Raw genomic sequence first — 14,857 nt, 5'->3', positions numbered from 1 at the left:
CCTGCAATACCCGGGAACCCCGTCAGCGAGGTCATTGAGTTCGGGTGCATTTGGCGTTGCGCCGAAAGCCGCACCGGCGTCCTCTGGGGCAGATGTCGACCCTTGAGATCCCGGAAAGCTGTGGCGTGATGGTCCTGCACGGCTGCACGCTCTTTCCTCATGGCGGAATGCCACTCCGGATCTTCGAGCCCCGCTACCGCCAGATGCTCTCCGAGACGCTCGAAGGTTCCTGCTTTTTCGCCGTCGGCCGTCTCCACGCGGCAGAGGAGACCGATGACCCCGCCGAGTGCACCTCGCCGATCGGCACGATCGGCCTCGTCCGGGCATCCCGCGAGATGGACGACGGAACCTCGAATCTTCTTCTCCACGGGGTGATCCGGGTCCGTTTCGTCGAATGGGATCTGGAAAGCCCCTACCCGAAGGCGCGGATCCGCCCGATTGCCCAGGTCTTCGAGCCCGAGTCCCAGTCTGCCTCCGCCCTCGAATCCCTCCACGAGGCGGCCGAGGAGGCGGTCGGTCACTTCGCCGGTGAGGTGCAGGACGCGTTCCGCTCGATGGCCCAGTCGATTGATGATCCGGCCATCCTCGCCGACGTCATGTGCCAGCAGTTCGTCCACGATCCCGACGTCCGCTACGAACTCCTGAGCATGGACTCGGTGGCGGCCCGGATCGCGTGGCTGTGCTCGGAGCTGAACAAGTAGCCGGGCGACAAAGCGACGTCCATTTGCGAACCGATTCGACTTGCCCTCGGGGTGGCTTGCGGGCTGAAGTTCGCCCACCCAGATCATGAGCACCGAGGCACAGTGGTATGTCATGCAGGAGGACCAGCAATTGGGTCCCTACACCGGCGAGCAGCTCGTCAGCTTCGCCACCGGCGGCAACATCACCCGCGAATCACTCGTGTGGGCCGAGGGCATGGAAAACTGGCTGCCAGCCGGCGAAGTGGAAGGCGTCTTTCCCGTGCAGGCCCAGCCCGTCGCACAAGCCACCGCCAGCCCCGCAGGCTTCAACGTGAACCCCTACGCCGCTCCCGCGACGGGCATGACGACCCAAACCGTCCAACCCGGCGGCGAGTATCCCCACGTGTCGGTGAAAGGTGCCAGCTTCGGCATGTGGCTCGGTCTGCTGCTGACAGCGGTGGCTCTGATCATCATCCCGATCGCACTCATCGGATCCCAAGGTGATCGGATGAGCAACGGTGCGGCCGGGATCCTCTCGATCCTGATGATCGGCGGCTACGTCCTGAATCTGTTCGTGGCCATCCTCGGCTACATCTATCTGTATCGGGTTTGGAAATGCATTGAGAACGGCGGGTTCGCAAGGGCGAGTGCGGGCAAAGCGATCGGCTTCATGTTCATTCCGCTCTTCAACCTCTACTGGATCTTCCAAGCCTTCTACGGGCTCAGTGTCGACTGGAACAAGACCGTCGAGGCCTACCCTGAGCTCGCACCCGCGCCCCGCTTGTCCGAAGGCCTGTTCATGACCTTCTGCATCCTCATGATCGTCTTCTACCCTGTCGCCATCTTTCTCGCCTTTCCGGTGATGGCGCAGATCTGCAAGGGCATCAACTTCTTCGCCTTCCGTCCGACCAAGCATCTCGGCGGCACGGGCTTCTCGCTGCGCTGAGCCTGGCGCCCGCCGCACGACGGCACGAAAAAAGGCGGCCCGACCGGGCCGCCTCTTTCGAAAAGTTATCGAGAAGCCAGGGATCAGCCCCCGATCTCGGAGCGGCCGCTGTGGGAGGCGCCGTCTTCCATCACGATGCTCTTGGTCTTGATGTCGCCATCGAGCCGGCTCTTCGCCTTCAGCTCGCAGCGCTCGGAGGTGATCTTGCCCTCGACCTTGCCGAAGACCTTCACCTCACCTGCGGTGACGTCGCCCTTGACCTGGGCATTCTCGCCGATGGTAACCCGGCCTTTGTCGGAGATGATCTCACCTTCGATCTTGCCGTCGATGATCATGTCGTTGGAGAAGCGGATCGAACCGTTGATGTCGATCCCGCTAGCCAAAACGTTCGTTGCGTTCGCCATGCCTGCAATCGAGCAGAGCCGGAGCCGCTTGGCAATCGGGATTTCCGTGCCAGTGAGGTCGGACGATCAAGCTCGTGCGAAGTCATGCTGATTTGGAGAGATCGGGACCAGGATGAATGGGATGGATAGGATGGTTTTCCCTTCGAATCACGCGTTTCCAAGGGCAGCGCAGCGAGGTTCCCGCCTTGGGTCCAGAGGGCCGATTCAGCAATCCTATCCATTCCATCCATCCTGGTCCCCCGATTGGCAAAAATCCGGGCCCGCCTCCCCCGCATGATTACCATTGCCAGTGAGGCGCGGATTTTCCGTGCGGGGGCCCGCCGAATGGCGTTAGAACGTCGCTGAACCCAGCGTTTTCAAAGCATGCCACGCGTCACCATCACCATTCCCGACAAGAACGCTCAGCCCTACCGCTTCGCACTGGACCGGAAGAGCGTGACCCTAGGCCGGGGTAGCGAGAACGACATCGTCATCGACTGCAGCTCGATCTCGGTGCACCACGCCGTGATGGAGCGGATCGAGGGCGGCTACCAGCTCCGTGACCTCGGCTCGACCAACGGCACCAAGTACAAGGGCAAGGCCCGCGATATCATCGAGCTCACCGACGGCATTTCCGCCAAGATCGGGGACGTTGCCTTCGATTTCAGCCTGACCGCCGACGAGCAGCTCGAACTCGCCAAAGAGCGCCCCGACGGTGAGTCGCCGATCATCCGGGAAGAGCCGGAGGAAACCGACGAGCCGAAGCGCAAGAAGGCCGCGGCACCCGCCCGTAAGCCGCCGGCTCCGGTTACTCCGCCGAGTCCTGCCGCCAGCTTCTTCATGACCATCCTCTTCTTCGTGCTGGCAGCCGGAGCGTTCTTCATCGGTCTGTCGATCCGATACAGCAAGGAGAACCCGGGACGGTCGATGGTCGCCGACATCAAGAACGGCGTGCCACCTCAGGAAGCACCCGCGGAACCCGCCGAGGACGCACCGACACCGGCCGAATAGTAGCCGGGCAAACGAAAACGGCCGACAGTCGAGACTGTCGGCCGCTTGGAAGTTCTTTTGCGAACCGAAGACTCAGCGCCCTCCCCGGCCGCCGAAGCGACGATCACCGCCGTCGCCGTCGTTGCTGAGAATGCGCTCCTTCATCTGATCGTCCAGCAGAGTGGATGACTCGACGTAGGCACGCGCGGCGGCCTCGTCCTCGCGCATCCAGCGAGCGGCGGTCATGCCCACGGCACGGCTGCGATCACGTTCGTCGCTGATCGTTTCCGCCAGAGCCAGGGACTCTGCCGGATCACCATCGCGGTTCATCCAGAGATAGCTCTGGGTCGCGCTGTCACGCACCTCACCGGCAGGCTGGGATTCGATGAAAGCCAGCGCTCCAGCCTGATCCTGCGAAACCCAGTTGCCCATCACCCGGCGAATCGCGTCGCCCGGATCTTCGGTCTCCTGGCTGGCGACCCAGCTTGCAGCTCCGGCCGGGTCCGTCCTCGACCATTCCGACGCGACATCGCGGATCGCTCGGTCGCGCGAATCTCCCGCCTCAAGCGAGGCAATCCGGCTGGCCGCAGCCTGCGGATCCGAATTGGCGAGCACGCCGATCGCTTCGCTCAGCGCGCGCTGCTTGGCGTCGCCCGAAAGGGTCTGAATCCAGGCCTCGGCCGCAGCGAAGTCGGTGCGTGCCCATTGTTCCGCGATTTCTCCGTAGGCGCGGGCTTGATCACCTTCTCCCAGCGTCGCCGCAAGCGCGGCCGCCCGGGACGGATCACTCGCCGCCAGTTCGGAAATCACCGACACCACGGCATCGCCCCGGCTCCGCTCGTCGAGGCCGTTGGCCCATGCGAGGGCGGCGTCGGGATCAAGCTTCGCCCACTCGCGGGCAATCAGCTCGGCACCGTCGTCGCCTCCCGGGCCACGCCCGCGGCCCATGCCGGCGAACTCGCTCGGATTCTCGGTGAAATACTTGGCGGCATTGACCGGGTCGACACTTGCCCAGCTGCGCAGGATGGTCGGGCGGGCGAACATGCCACCCATTCCCATATCCTTCGAGTAAGCCAAGGCCCCTTGGGGGTCGATCTCCGCCCAGCGGCTGAACAGCAGCACCGAAGCGAGGATCCGGTCGGACATCGGAAGACCGTCGAGCTTGCCGGCCTCTTCGGCCAGCTGGTCGGCGTCCATCCCGGCATACATGTCGATCAATGCCTGCAGACGGGCCGTTTGACCCGGCTCACGCATGATTTCCTCCATGCTGCGGGCCCCCGCACGTGCCGATCGGTCCGACACCCGGTCGTCAGCACGGTCGCTTTTGGGACGCAGCTTGGCCGGAGCCTGCATGGCGCTATTGCCCGAATCGGCGTCCTCCGGACTGCCTCCGGAGTTTCCGATAATGAATCCTCCCGCGCCTCCGACGAGGAGAGCGGCCAGTCCGATGGTGATCGATTGGTTCATGAATCTTGGGCGGCAACACCCGACGTCATGAAAAGTTGCGGAGCCGTTCCGGCGCCTGCGTCATTCCTGCCCGGAGCCTTCCACCGGCTTCACTTCAAGCTCGGGCAAAACTTCCTTCCGGTCGCCCACCCGCTCGATCGAGGCGAAGAACGCGCCGATCTTGCGGTCGGCCGGCAACTGACCGCCAAACCACGCTTCGAGGTCGGCGGGACCCGCGTCCAGATCGATCTCCATCGCGACCGAACTGGCGCGTTCGACCACTTCCAATTGGACCTCCCGCTTGGCGACCCGCACGTGAGCTGTCCCCGAACGGAGCAGGCCGATCCGCCTCCGCTCGTCATCCGGAGCGGACTTGGGAAGGAGCGACATCCTCACCCGGTATCGACCCTCCCGGGCGACATCCAACTTCCAATGGCCGCTGGCGCCCGGCAGCGCGTTGCGCGTCTTCGCGACCCTTGACTTGTCGAGGTAAGCCCGGATCTGCGCCTGTCCGCGAAACTCGACATGAGTCCCGGTCTCCGCCTCCAGCGAAGGCCACCAATCGGCACAGGTGAGATCCACCACCGGACACCGGTCGTCGCCGACCCGGTAGCGGACCGGACTCATCAGCGACGGCTGCACCGAATCCCACCAGCGGCCGTAGTCCACCAATAACCGGCTCGCCATTCCGTCCGGACCGGGAAACAGGTTCTCCCGCTGCTCCGGGTCATTCTCCATGTCGAACAACTCGAGTCCGACCAGACGCCACTTCGGAGTCCTCACGGAAAAGCCGCGGGTTCGATGCCTTGCCGGACTCTCATCCCCCGGCCAACCACCGGCATGGAAAAACAAGGTCCGCTCCTTCGGAAACTCCGATTCACTTTTCAGCGCCGCGGACAAATCCATCCCGTCGCCCCTCCACTGCGCGGGCATCGCGACACCACACAGGGAGGCAACGGTCGGCATCAGGTCGAAATGCGCTGCCAACGCATCCACCTTCCTCCCCGGAGCAATCTTGCCGGGCCATCGGACGAAACACGGAACTCGAACCGTCCCGTCGTCCGCGATCCCACCGATACCGACACTCCCGCCACCGCCGTCAGAAACGAACACGACGATGGTTTCATCCGCGACTTCACGCTCTTCAAGGGTCCGCAGCAATCCTTTCAGATTCGCCTCAAGCTCACTGAGGCGCTCACCGGAATCTGCCGACATCTCGGGAGCTAGCCAAAGGAAGAACGACTTCCCCTTTTCCACCTCCTCGTTCAGCCACTTCGTTGCCCGCTCGAAGACGACTTCGGCCGCCCCGCCCTCGGTCTCCACCCAGCCGGCTCCCGACCGCAGCAGAGGAGCGGTCCGCACGTTCCCCCATGCATCGGGGACCGCACCGATCCCGGCTCCTCCGTGAACCAAGATCTCTTCGAAACCGCGATCTTCGGGACGACACGGAAACGCGTCGCCAAGCTGCCAGAGCCCGAAAATCCCGGTCGAGTATCCCGCGTCCCGCATCAGCTCCGGCATGGTCGGAACACCCGGGCGGAGCAGGTTCCGCCCCACGAAGCCGTGGCTGACGCCAACTGCGAATTCATGCCGTCCGGTGATCAGTGCCGCCCTTGATGCCGCACCCGTCGGACTGACGAACAATTGCTCGAACGCGGTCGACTCTTCACGCAACCCCTGGAGCACCGGTGCATCCTCCTCGTCACCCTCCTCCGACCCGAGATGGCTCCAGCCGACATCGTCGGCAACGATGATGATCACGTTCGGAGCTCCGGCGGCCACGCAAAGGAAAAGCGCCTTTGCGATTGCCGTGAGCAGCCAAATCCGGAGCATGGCAGGACTACGGAGCCTATGACCGACACTTGCAAGCCCTACCGCGTACTCTTCGTTTGCATGGGAAACATCTGCCGCTCCCCGGCGGCGGAGATCATCTTCCGGCACCGCGTCGGAGAAGCAGGCCTCACCGATCGCATCGAAATCGATTCCGCCGGGACAATCGGCTACCACGCCGGCAACCCGCCCGACCCGAGGATGAGCGAAACGCTCTCCGCACGCGGCTATGAGATTGCCGGAAGCTCGAGGAAGATCCGCGCCCGGGATCTCGAGGACTTCGACCTCATCCTCTGCGCCGACCGCGACAATCTCGACGACGTCCGCTCGCTCGACCCCGGCGGCGAGCGTCACGACCGGATCCATCTGATCACCCGCTACTGCATCGACCGCGAAGCCGACCATGTTCCGGATCCCTACTACGGCGGACGCCGTGGTTTCGAAGAGGTCGCGGACCTCGTTGAAGATGCCTGCGACGGCCTGCTCGCCGAACTCACCGGAACCAGCGGTCCCGTTCGCTGAATTCGTCGATCCTTCACACGCCCTTCACCCCTTTCCAATCATCTCCCCGCCATGGAAGCGCAGCCGCCACCGGACAACCCCCAGGCCCAATACCTTGCTCAGTCGCCCTTCCGGCACCTGAGACCGGAACTCTGGGAGCGCAGCAAGGTCGCGCACATCACTCTCGTTTCGATCGGCACCCTGCTGCTGCTGCCGGCCGCCTACGTCTTTTTCGGAATGTTCATCTTCATTACCTTCGTCGGCGGCATGGGAGGGTCGTCTTGGGGCGGAATGGACGCGGAGACCATTTTCCTGATGATCAGCGCGGTGGGCTCCGCCGGTTTCGGAGTGCTCGCATGGTCCGCCCTCGGCTTCCTGTTCTTCAAACGCAACGACGCCCGCTGGCAACGCGCCTGCTGGATCTTCAGCGCAATATTCGGAGGCTTCACCACACCATGCGCGATCGGATGGCTGATCTACATCGGCAACCAGTCACCCTCCGGAGAGGAGATCGTGTGGGTACTGCTCGTATTCCTTATATTCCTCGCGGTGGCGCTCTCAACCCTCGTCCTCGGAATGCGCTACGCGCGTGCGGCCCACGGAGCCCTCAAGGAACCCGTGCCCGCACAGAACGCCCCCTACTACGGGTGACGTAGAAACAACCGCGCTCAGCCCTTTGCCGGCAGGCTTGCCGCAGCCACGGCCTGACCGTGGCGTTTGGTCTTCTCATCCGGCACCACCAGGCGGATCGACTGGTCGGGGAACTCCTGCCCGAGCACCTTCTCGGCTTCGGAGATGATCACATCGCCGCCGTCACCCGAAGTTACCCGGCCGAGGATCAGCAGATTGCGGATCTCGTAGAAGTCGGCGTAGTGGGCCACCGAGTATCCGAAACACGTGCCGATCGTCTCATAGATCTTCCGCGCCCGGTCGTCGCCACCCTTCATCGCCTCCTGGACCTTCACGAGCTGCTCGGGGAACGGCATGTCGCCGAACTCGAAACCTGCCAGCGGAGCGAGTCGCGCGACTCCCTGCTGGGAAAAGAACTGGACGCCACACCCGCGATCCCCGCTCCATTCGTCGAGAGGCCCTTGGTCACGATAGTCGACCGGAGCGAATGCGAGTTCGTTTAGCCAGGGACGGATGTGACCGGAGCCGTCGACGTAGCCGGCCGCTTCGCTGGTTCCCATCGCCACGCCCAGCACGGCGTTCTCGCCGAGTGCCATCGATCCCGCCAGGGCCGTGACTTCACCGTCGTTGACGACTTCGAACGGCACCCCGTTCCAGCGCTCCTTGAGCGTGCCGAAGATGCCGCGGATGTGTTTCTCGAAATCCTCTTCCGAGACCCCGCGGAACAGCGACGCCGCGCGGACCTCGTTGTTGACGTAAACGCCCGCCGAGCTGCCACCGATGGCATCGACCCGTGGCAGATGCGCCGCCGCGCGCTTGAGGGAATCGTGAATGCCCTCGAGATGATACTCGGGGTCACTCTGGAAGTAGGGATCCCAAACGACCTCCTCGGAGAAGACGACCTCGCCGTCGATCACCGCCGCGCACTTGCGGTCGGAACCACCGAGGTCAAAGCCGATCCGGCAGCCGTCGAGGTGCCGGCCCAGCGGCATCACTTGGTCATTTGCCTCGGGCAGGTCGTCCGCTTCGGCGGCTTCGATGGAGATCCCGCCACCGAAGATCTTGCGGCCGATGAAGTCCCAGTCGAACGCCCGATCTCCATCGGCGGAGTAGATCAGCCCCAGCTTGGCGGCCAGCTCAGGAGCTCCCGCGATCCGGATGCGGTTGCCGCCCTTCTGCCAGAGCAGGAACTTCAGAATCCGCTCGAGGTAACGCAGGTTGATCTCGGCGTGCTCGGCGGCATCCGGAAGCATGAGGGAATTCCACCGGAAAACCGTGCCGTCCGGACGCTCGAGACTGACCGCCACATCGCGCGCACCCGAGGTCTCGCCGGCAACCCGGCGATACAGACGGTTCCATGCCACCGCCGGAACAAACCCCGGGTCGAGAACAGGACGACAGGAGGCGAGAGAGGAATCGAAGGCGGGGGTTGCGGCGGTGCTCATGAATCGGGCTTGTCATACGGCGAACAAACTCGGGAATGAAATGTTTTAATGCGCAACGTGACCGTGAAAGAGCGAAAAGTCCCGCGCCTCCGGGGCGTATTCATTCCTGTCCCTGTTTGCTATTGCAAATCGGTCTCAATTGGATGAACTTCCCGCGAATGCCGCACGCAACCGCCCACGATCTGGAAAACGACAGCCTGCAGAGTCTTGCGCAGGCGACCGTGGGCTGTGATTTCCGGATTCGTTTCCTCGAAGGGCCGGCCTGCGAGCAACTGCGACGTTTGGGCTTCTGTGAGACCCTTCAGGTGCGGAAATTGGCAAACGGCCGCAATCTGATCTGCTCGGTCTGCGGCACCCGGATGGCCCTCAGCCGCGAGTTGGCCGATCAGGTTCTGGTTTCCCCGCTCCCCGCCTGATTTCCCGATGACCGACGAACGGATCGAAACGGTCGTCCTGGCCGGCAACCCCAACGTCGGCAAAACGACCCTTTTCAACGCGCTGACCGGGGCCAATGCCAAGGTCGGAAACTTCGCGGGGGTCACGGTCGAACTGAAAACCGGTCACACGTTCACTGCCCACGGCCGCAAGGTCAGGATCCTCGATCTGCCAGGCTGCTACTCGCTTCAGGGCGGCTCCCCGGACCAACAAGTCGCCCATCGCGCCCTGCGCGGCGAGATCGGGGAGATCGGCCGCCCGGATCTGGCGATCTGCGTCCTCGATGCCTCCAATCTCGAGCGCCACCTGAACCTCGCGCTCGAGGTGATCGAGACCGGCCTGCCGGTGGTGATCGCGCTGAACATGATCGACGTCGCCGAGTCGTCCGGGCTGCGACTCGATCCCCAGAAGCTCTCCGAAGAACTCGGCGTCCCGGTCGTCCCGATCCAAGCCAACCGCGGCAAGGGTCTCGTCGAACTGAAGCAGGCGATCCGTCATCCGCTGCCTCCGGCCGCTGACGCTCCGTGGAGCACAGGCTCCGACGTCGAGGACGCCCGTCGCTCGCGGGTCCTCGCGCTCTGCGAAATCGTCGCCCGACGCCCGACGGCCCACACCAGTACGGTTTCCGACCGGCTCGATTCGGTTCTTCTCCACCCGGTGCTCGGCTGGCTGTGCTTCATCGGCATCATGCTCGCGGTCTTCTGGACGATCTTCTCCCTTTCGGAGACTCCGATGGGATGGGTCGAAAGCGGACAGATCTGGCTGCAGGACCTTGTCGCCAACTCGATGGCCGAGGGTGACCTGCGGGACCTCCTCGTCGACGGCATCATCGGAGGCGTCGGCGCGGTCGTCATCTTCCTGCCGCAGATCCTGATGCTGTTCTTCTTTATCGGGCTGCTCGAAAGCTCCGGCTACATGTCCCGGGCGGCCTACCTGATGGACGGGGTGATGTCCAAGGTAGGCCTGAGCGGTAAAGCCTTCCTCCCACTGCTCAGCAGCTACGCGTGCGCCATTCCGGGCGTCATGGCGACCCGCACGATCGACTCCGCGAAGGAGCGGTTGGTGACGATCTTCGTCGCACCGTGGATGAGCTGCTCGGCGCGCCTTCCGGTCTATCTGCTGCTGGTTCCGATGCTGCTCGGCGGTTCCGAAGGCGGCCTCGTACAAGCGCTTATCTTCACCGCCATCTACGCGGTCGGAACCCTTACTGCCTTCGTGGTCGCACGCGTGCTCCGCGGCCGCCTCGGCCCCGAGGAAATCGTTCACCACTTCATCCTCGAACTGCCGCCCTACCGGGCGCCGCAGTGGGGCTACATCTTCCGACACCTGCTGGAGCGGGCAGGCGCGTTCCTGAAAAAGGCCGGCACCTTCATCCTGGGTCTGATGATCCTGCTGTGGGCCGCGCAGACCTACCCCAAGCTCGACAGTGAGGATCCTGCGGAACGCTTGGAACATTCGATCGTCGGCCGCATCAGCCAGGTGATCGAACCGGTGGTCCGGCCTCTCGGCTTCGACGGCCGCACCGGCACCGCGATCCTGACATCCTTTGCGGCACGCGAGGTGTTTGTCGGTTCAATGGCCCAGCTCTACCACGTCGAGGAGTCCGACGACGAAACGCAGACCCGCCAGCGCATCCGCGAGCGCATCGCCAACGAGAAGCGCCCCGACGGCAGTCCGTTGTTCTCGCCGCTCGCGGTGATTTCACTGCTGGTGTTCTACATCTACGCGCTGCAGTGCCTGCCGACGTCCGCTGTGGTGGCGCGTGAGGCCGGCTCGTGGAAATGGGCGGTCGGCCAATTCGTGTTCATGTCCGCCTTCGCGGCGATCGCCTCGCTTGTCATCTTCCAAGTCGGGAGCCTGCTCGGATTCTAGCGAGATGGAAGATTGGCAGACATGGGCGGCGGGGGCGATTGTCGGTCTGACCTTGGTCTTGTTCGTTCGCAGGATGGTGGCCGGCAAGAAGACCGGCTGCGGCGGCGACTGCAGCTGTGACTCGACAGATCGCGGCCGGAGCCAACCGGACGCGCCCAAGAGCCAGCGCCGAAGGGGCGACGGCATTTAGCCCCGGGGTTCACCCCGGGGAAAGCTTCTGCATGCGATATTGAGCGCCGAAGGTGCGATGGCAGACGTGTTTCGACCTTTCGGTCCGCGCCTTCGCCCCTCCGGGGCTTGAATGGTCTCCCGCTCAGATCCCCCGGGGTGAACCCCGGGGCTAAATGCCGCCGTCCCTTCGGGACTGGAGCCCGCAACATAGGGCATGCCGTGGCGCCGAAAGCATCGGCTACCCGTCTCGACCTGTTCGAACAGCCCAGGCGTGTGGCTCAGGAGCCGGTCTTCACCGGTCGGCCTGCGGCGCCTTGTTGTTCTGCGCGTCGGGCCGAGGCCTGCACCACTTCGATGATCCACGCGACCGCGCCGAAGAGGATAAACAGGGCAACGACTCCGTAGAGTAGCGTGATGTAGCCGCCACCTTCGGTGAAGCCGTAGTTATGCAGGCCGGTATCGAGCATGTTCACGTGCCACCACGAGAAGGTCACGACCGCGGCGAGGAAGATCGACGCCAGGTGCAATCCCCACTCCTTGAGGAAGCCCCCGACACGGGCATGGAGGATGGCCAAGGTCGCGAGCACGATCATCAGCGCTCCGTTCTCCTTGGGATCCCAGCCCCAGAAGCGGCCCCACGAGTCGTTCGCCCAGATACCACCGAGAACGGTGCCCACAAGCGAAAGGAAAAGCGTGAGGCACACCATCCCGTAAACGGCACGCGTCAGGGAGCGTCGCAGGCTCTTGTCGCCGCCATCGAGGCGAAGGCCGCGGAGCAACACATAGATCATTCCGAGCGCCGCCGCCACCAGGCCGCCGGCATAGCCGAGCGTGATGGTGATGACGTGGGTGGTGAGCCAGTAGTTCGAACGCAGCACCGCGATCAGCGGATCCATGTGGTCCTTTCCATCCCCGACCTCGAACAATCGGGCGAGAACGATCAGGACGATTCCAACGATCGGCAGCATGCCGAGAGCGAACTTGCGCCTCGTCAGCAACTCGACGAGCGCGCCAAAGAACACGGCGGCTGCGGTGATGAAGATGATCGTGTCGTAGAGGTTCCCGACCGGTGGCCGTTGCATGATGATGCATCGCTTGACGATCGGAATGACCACATAGGCCCAACCGGCGAGGGTGGTCGCCCAAACGAAGTAGCCGAGCGCGTCCTGCGCCTTGCCGCGGACCATCCACATCGCGATCGCGAAGACCGTTCCCAGCAGGAACCAGATCATCGCGTAGAGGAACCAGTTCTTCCGGTAGTAGTCGGCCTCGAGCTCGATGCTGCGGTACTCTCCGCGTGACTCGGCGCGCGCGACGATGTCCGCCTTCAACTCGCCAAGGTGCTTGCGGAACTCGGACTGACTCTCGGTTACCGACCTGACGGCGGTCTCGAGCATCTCCATGTCCTTGACCGAACCTTCAACATCACGGGTCTGCATCGACATCACATTCATCACCCGCTCGCCCGGACTCAACCAATGGCCGTCGTCCTTCGCCTTCGGAGGAAACAGGAACAAACCGAACTTCGAGGCGTTGGCGCCGTCGAGCAGTTGCTCAAGCAGTCTCTGGACGTGCGGTGGAATCGGCTGTCCGGAATTCTGACTCTCCTGCAGCACCTGACGGATCACCGGTGCGGTGGCCATCACGGCACTGACGTTGGCGCGCCTCGCGGTGTCTTCGTTCTCCGGAAGGCCGTCGACCGTCATCATCGCCAGTCCGTTCCGGGCCATTCCGAAGACGCCGATCAGTTGCTCGTAGCTCTGGAAATTCTCTGCCAACGCGAGGACCTGGGTTTCGAGCGGCGAACGCTGCTTTTTCTCCAGCTGGCTGTAACTGCGGGCCAACTCGTAGAGACGTTCACGGCCGGGCTTGAGCTCCTCGTAACTGTAGCGGTCGCGCTTCTCGCGCGTTTCCAGTCCGATCGCCCCGACGACCGCCGAGTCTTCGATCCGGAACGAGGGCTGCTGCTCGGCGAACTCGGGACGGAACAGGAGATCCATCATCCACGCGATCGGCTTGAGCTTCACCGGATCGCCGTCCTCGGTGGACTTTACCTCCATCGAGCGGGCACCGTAGAGCCTGAGCATGGTGAACCCCGCATAGGTGGTCAGCGGCTTGATGCGGCCGCCATCCTGGACCGGAATCGACTCGGCCATTTCCAAGGTCTCCGCATCCCACGGCTCGTAGCCTTCCACCACGCGAACATCATCGGGCGGCGACGCGTCGCGGGCGACAACCGCCAGCACTCCCACGAAAAGGAGGATGCCGAGTGAGAAGAGAATCCAGCGCGCTACTTGGTTCATGGGGTCGAAGGGGTTCGCGGTTTGGTCGAGCCGAGAATGAACTGGAAGAGCTTCATCAGGAAATGGACGCCCATTCCCGTTGCAACGACCCACAGGCTCCACTTCGGCCACTGGTCGGCGGGATTGGACACGACTTCGAATCCGGAGAACTCGGGGCCGCCCGTCTGCTGCGGTCCGCTGCTCATCGTCCGTTGGAAAAACGTGTAGCCGCCGCGCCGCATCGGCTCGTTCATGAAGATCTCGACCGGCACCTCCTCCTCGTCGATGCGGCGGATCTTGCTGCGGAACGACTTCGGTCGAGTCGAGTTCGGGAAGTAGACCGGGATCGCGTCGTCGAGCTGGACCACATACGGCACCGGAATCGTCTGCTTCACCATCCGCACGGCGAACTTCCGTCCGTCGGCCTCCACCGTGACCGGAGCAAATGCTTCAAGACCGCTGGTGGGTTGCGGAACCGCGAGGATGAAGGGCGAACCTTTGGAGCCGTCCCCGTAAACAACGCGCGCATAGCAGGCGGGGGCATTGAGCTCGCCCTCAGGGCGGACCGGCAGTTCCCGAAGCGTCCACCCGTCGATGGCCGCATTGCCGGCATCGGGTCCGGCCTCGACCACGCTTGCATTCCGCATCCAACCGGTCAGTTCGAGATCGATGGGCAATCCGGCGAAGCGGACGGTTCGCGAGTCGCCCCGGCCCAAGCCACGGAGTTCGGGTTCGCCAGCGACGTGCACCTCTCCCACGACCTTGCCTTCCTTGATCTCGAGTACCTCGATCGTCGGGTCGGTCAGCGATACCGCATAGTCCGACTTTTCCCCTTCAAAGAGGAACATCACACCGCGTTCTTCGAAAAGCTGGGCCACACCACCGGCGGCAACCATGAAGATGATGCCGAAGTGGGCGACCACCACACCCGCGGTTTTCCAGCTTTTGCGGATCCGGATGATCCCGCCCAGCGTCATGTTCAGCAGCAGGAATGCACAGACCCAGTAGCCACCCGGCATAGGAACCACGAGGTGACGGTCAAAGTAGGGCACCGGCACCTGCGCCAGCACATACCACGACGTCCAGTGGAAGTATTTCTGGAGCGTCGCCAGCAGGCCGGCATCCACCATTTCGAGGGTCGCGAGCCAAGTCTGGATCCCGAGCAGGACCAGCAGGAAAGTCGCGAGTCCCATCCCGGAAAGGAACTTCCAGATCAGTTGGGAAGGTGTCTTGGATTTGCTCATTT

14 protein-coding genes are annotated in these 14,857 nt (G+C 63.4%); 8 read left to right on the top strand and 6 right to left on the bottom strand.

What is annotated here, in order from left to right:
* The first annotated feature begins 92 nt into the window (after nucleotides 1-92).
* Nucleotides 93-701, top strand: a complete 609-nt coding sequence (locus HAHE_RS18380; protein ID WP_338686505.1) for an LON peptidase substrate-binding domain-containing protein — start codon at nucleotides 93-95, stop codon at nucleotides 699-701.
* Between the two features lie 85 nt (nucleotides 702-786).
* A complete protein-coding gene (locus HAHE_RS18375; RefSeq protein ID WP_338686503.1) occupies nucleotides 787-1,626 on the top strand; it encodes a DUF4339 domain-containing protein in 840 nt (279 codons plus the stop codon).
* 83 nt (nucleotides 1,627-1,709) lie between these two features.
* Here the strand turns inward: HAHE_RS18375 and HAHE_RS18370 are convergent, their stop codons facing one another.
* Complete coding sequence (locus HAHE_RS18370) at nucleotides 1,710-2,030, bottom strand: polymer-forming cytoskeletal protein (RefSeq protein ID WP_338686501.1); 321 nt, start codon at nucleotides 2,028-2,030, stop codon at nucleotides 1,710-1,712.
* A gap of 363 nt (nucleotides 2,031-2,393) precedes the next feature.
* On the opposite strand from HAHE_RS18370, the gene HAHE_RS18365 reads away from it, so the two are divergent.
* Nucleotides 2,394-3,020, top strand: a complete 627-nt coding sequence (locus tag HAHE_RS18365) for an FHA domain-containing protein (protein WP_338686499.1) — start codon at nucleotides 2,394-2,396, stop codon at nucleotides 3,018-3,020.
* A 72-nt stretch (nucleotides 3,021-3,092) separates the two neighbouring features.
* Here HAHE_RS18365 and HAHE_RS18360 read toward each other — a convergent pair whose 3' ends face one another.
* Entirely contained in the window at nucleotides 3,093-4,466 is a 1,374-nt protein-coding gene (locus HAHE_RS18360) for a hypothetical protein (protein WP_338686497.1), read from the bottom strand.
* A gap of 60 nt (nucleotides 4,467-4,526) precedes the next feature.
* Nucleotides 4,527-6,278, bottom strand: coding sequence for a sulfatase-like hydrolase/transferase (locus tag HAHE_RS18355; protein ID WP_338686495.1), 1,752 nt, complete (start codon nucleotides 6,276-6,278; stop codon nucleotides 4,527-4,529).
* A gap of 18 nt (nucleotides 6,279-6,296) precedes the next feature.
* On the opposite strand from HAHE_RS18355, the gene HAHE_RS18350 reads away from it, so the two are divergent.
* Both HAHE_RS18350 and HAHE_RS18345 read left to right on the top strand, forming a co-directional pair.
* Nucleotides 6,297-6,797 carry a low molecular weight protein-tyrosine-phosphatase gene (locus HAHE_RS18350; protein ID WP_338686493.1) on the top strand — a complete coding sequence of 167 codons (501 nt, stop codon included), beginning with the start codon at nucleotides 6,297-6,299 and terminating at the stop codon, nucleotides 6,795-6,797.
* Between the two features lie 51 nt (nucleotides 6,798-6,848).
* Nucleotides 6,849-7,427 carry a hypothetical protein gene (locus tag HAHE_RS18345; protein ID WP_338686491.1) on the top strand — a complete coding sequence of 193 codons (579 nt, stop codon included), beginning with the start codon at nucleotides 6,849-6,851 and terminating at the stop codon, nucleotides 7,425-7,427.
* 17 nt (nucleotides 7,428-7,444) lie between these two features.
* Here the strand turns inward: HAHE_RS18345 and HAHE_RS18340 are convergent, their stop codons facing one another.
* A complete protein-coding gene (locus HAHE_RS18340) occupies nucleotides 7,445-8,851 on the bottom strand; it encodes an ROK family protein (RefSeq protein WP_338686489.1) in 1,407 nt (468 codons plus the stop codon).
* A 158-nt stretch (nucleotides 8,852-9,009) separates the two neighbouring features.
* Here HAHE_RS18340 and HAHE_RS18335 point away from each other — a divergent pair, with 158 nt between their 5' ends.
* Genes HAHE_RS18335 through HAHE_RS21780 form a run of 3 tightly spaced genes read left to right on the top strand, consistent with a single transcriptional unit; the run spans nucleotide 9,010 to nucleotide 11,348 of the window.
* Nucleotides 9,010-9,267, top strand: coding sequence for a FeoA family protein (locus HAHE_RS18335; protein ID WP_338686487.1), 258 nt, complete (start codon nucleotides 9,010-9,012; stop codon nucleotides 9,265-9,267).
* A gap of 7 nt (nucleotides 9,268-9,274) precedes the next feature.
* Nucleotides 9,275-11,158, top strand: coding sequence for a ferrous iron transporter B (feoB, locus tag HAHE_RS18330; protein ID WP_338686485.1), 1,884 nt, complete (start codon nucleotides 9,275-9,277; stop codon nucleotides 11,156-11,158).
* A 4-nt stretch (nucleotides 11,159-11,162) separates the two neighbouring features.
* A complete protein-coding gene (locus HAHE_RS21780) occupies nucleotides 11,163-11,348 on the top strand; it encodes a FeoB-associated Cys-rich membrane protein (protein WP_353415564.1) in 186 nt (61 codons plus the stop codon).
* Between the two features lie 259 nt (nucleotides 11,349-11,607).
* On the opposite strand, the gene HAHE_RS18325 is transcribed toward HAHE_RS21780, so the two are convergent.
* Both HAHE_RS18325 and HAHE_RS18320 read right to left on the bottom strand, forming a co-directional pair.
* Nucleotides 11,608-13,632: a cytochrome c biogenesis protein gene (locus HAHE_RS18325; protein ID WP_338686483.1), complete on the bottom strand. Its 2,025-nt coding sequence runs from the start codon at nucleotides 13,630-13,632 to the stop codon at nucleotides 11,608-11,610.
* The gene (locus HAHE_RS18320) at nucleotides 13,629-14,855 is read right to left on the bottom strand and encodes a cytochrome c biogenesis protein ResB (protein ID WP_338686482.1); all 1,227 of its coding nucleotides are present in this window, start codon (nucleotides 14,853-14,855) and stop codon (nucleotides 13,629-13,631) included. The genes HAHE_RS18325 and HAHE_RS18320 overlap by 4 nt, the downstream gene beginning before the upstream one ends.
* Nucleotides 14,856-14,857: the final 2 nt, after the last annotated feature.

This window comes from Haloferula helveola, assembly GCF_037076345.1.
Taxonomy (GTDB): Bacteria; Verrucomicrobiota; Verrucomicrobiia; order Verrucomicrobiales; family Akkermansiaceae; genus Haloferula; species Haloferula helveola.
This window is presented reverse-complemented; position numbering and strand designations above follow the sequence as displayed.

Coding starts and splice junctions, on each gene's coding strand:
- HAHE_RS18380 (WP_338686505.1), top strand. CDS start 93: ATGTCGACCCTTGAGATCCCGGAAAGCTGTGGCGTGATGGTCCTGCAC.
- HAHE_RS18375 (WP_338686503.1), top strand. CDS start 787: ATGAGCACCGAGGCACAGTGGTATGTCATGCAGGAGGACCAGCAATTG.
- HAHE_RS18370 (WP_338686501.1), bottom strand. CDS start 2,030: ATGGCGAACGCAACGAACGTTTTGGCTAGCGGGATCGACATCAACGGT.
- HAHE_RS18365 (WP_338686499.1), top strand. CDS start 2,394: ATGCCACGCGTCACCATCACCATTCCCGACAAGAACGCTCAGCCCTAC.
- HAHE_RS18360 (WP_338686497.1), bottom strand. CDS start 4,466: ATGAACCAATCGATCACCATCGGACTGGCCGCTCTCCTCGTCGGAGGC.
- HAHE_RS18355 (WP_338686495.1), bottom strand. CDS start 6,278: ATGCTCCGGATTTGGCTGCTCACGGCAATCGCAAAGGCGCTTTTCCTT.
- HAHE_RS18350 (WP_338686493.1), top strand. CDS start 6,297: ATGACCGACACTTGCAAGCCCTACCGCGTACTCTTCGTTTGCATGGGA.
- HAHE_RS18345 (WP_338686491.1), top strand. CDS start 6,849: ATGGAAGCGCAGCCGCCACCGGACAACCCCCAGGCCCAATACCTTGCT.
- HAHE_RS18340 (WP_338686489.1), bottom strand. CDS start 8,851: ATGAGCACCGCCGCAACCCCCGCCTTCGATTCCTCTCTCGCCTCCTGT.
- HAHE_RS18335 (WP_338686487.1), top strand. CDS start 9,010: ATGCCGCACGCAACCGCCCACGATCTGGAAAACGACAGCCTGCAGAGT.
- feoB (WP_338686485.1), top strand. CDS start 9,275: ATGACCGACGAACGGATCGAAACGGTCGTCCTGGCCGGCAACCCCAAC.
- HAHE_RS21780 (WP_353415564.1), top strand. CDS start 11,163: ATGGAAGATTGGCAGACATGGGCGGCGGGGGCGATTGTCGGTCTGACC.
- HAHE_RS18325 (WP_338686483.1), bottom strand. CDS start 13,632: ATGAACCAAGTAGCGCGCTGGATTCTCTTCTCACTCGGCATCCTCCTT.
- HAHE_RS18320 (WP_338686482.1), bottom strand. CDS start 14,855: ATGAGCAAATCCAAGACACCTTCCCAACTGATCTGGAAGTTCCTTTCC.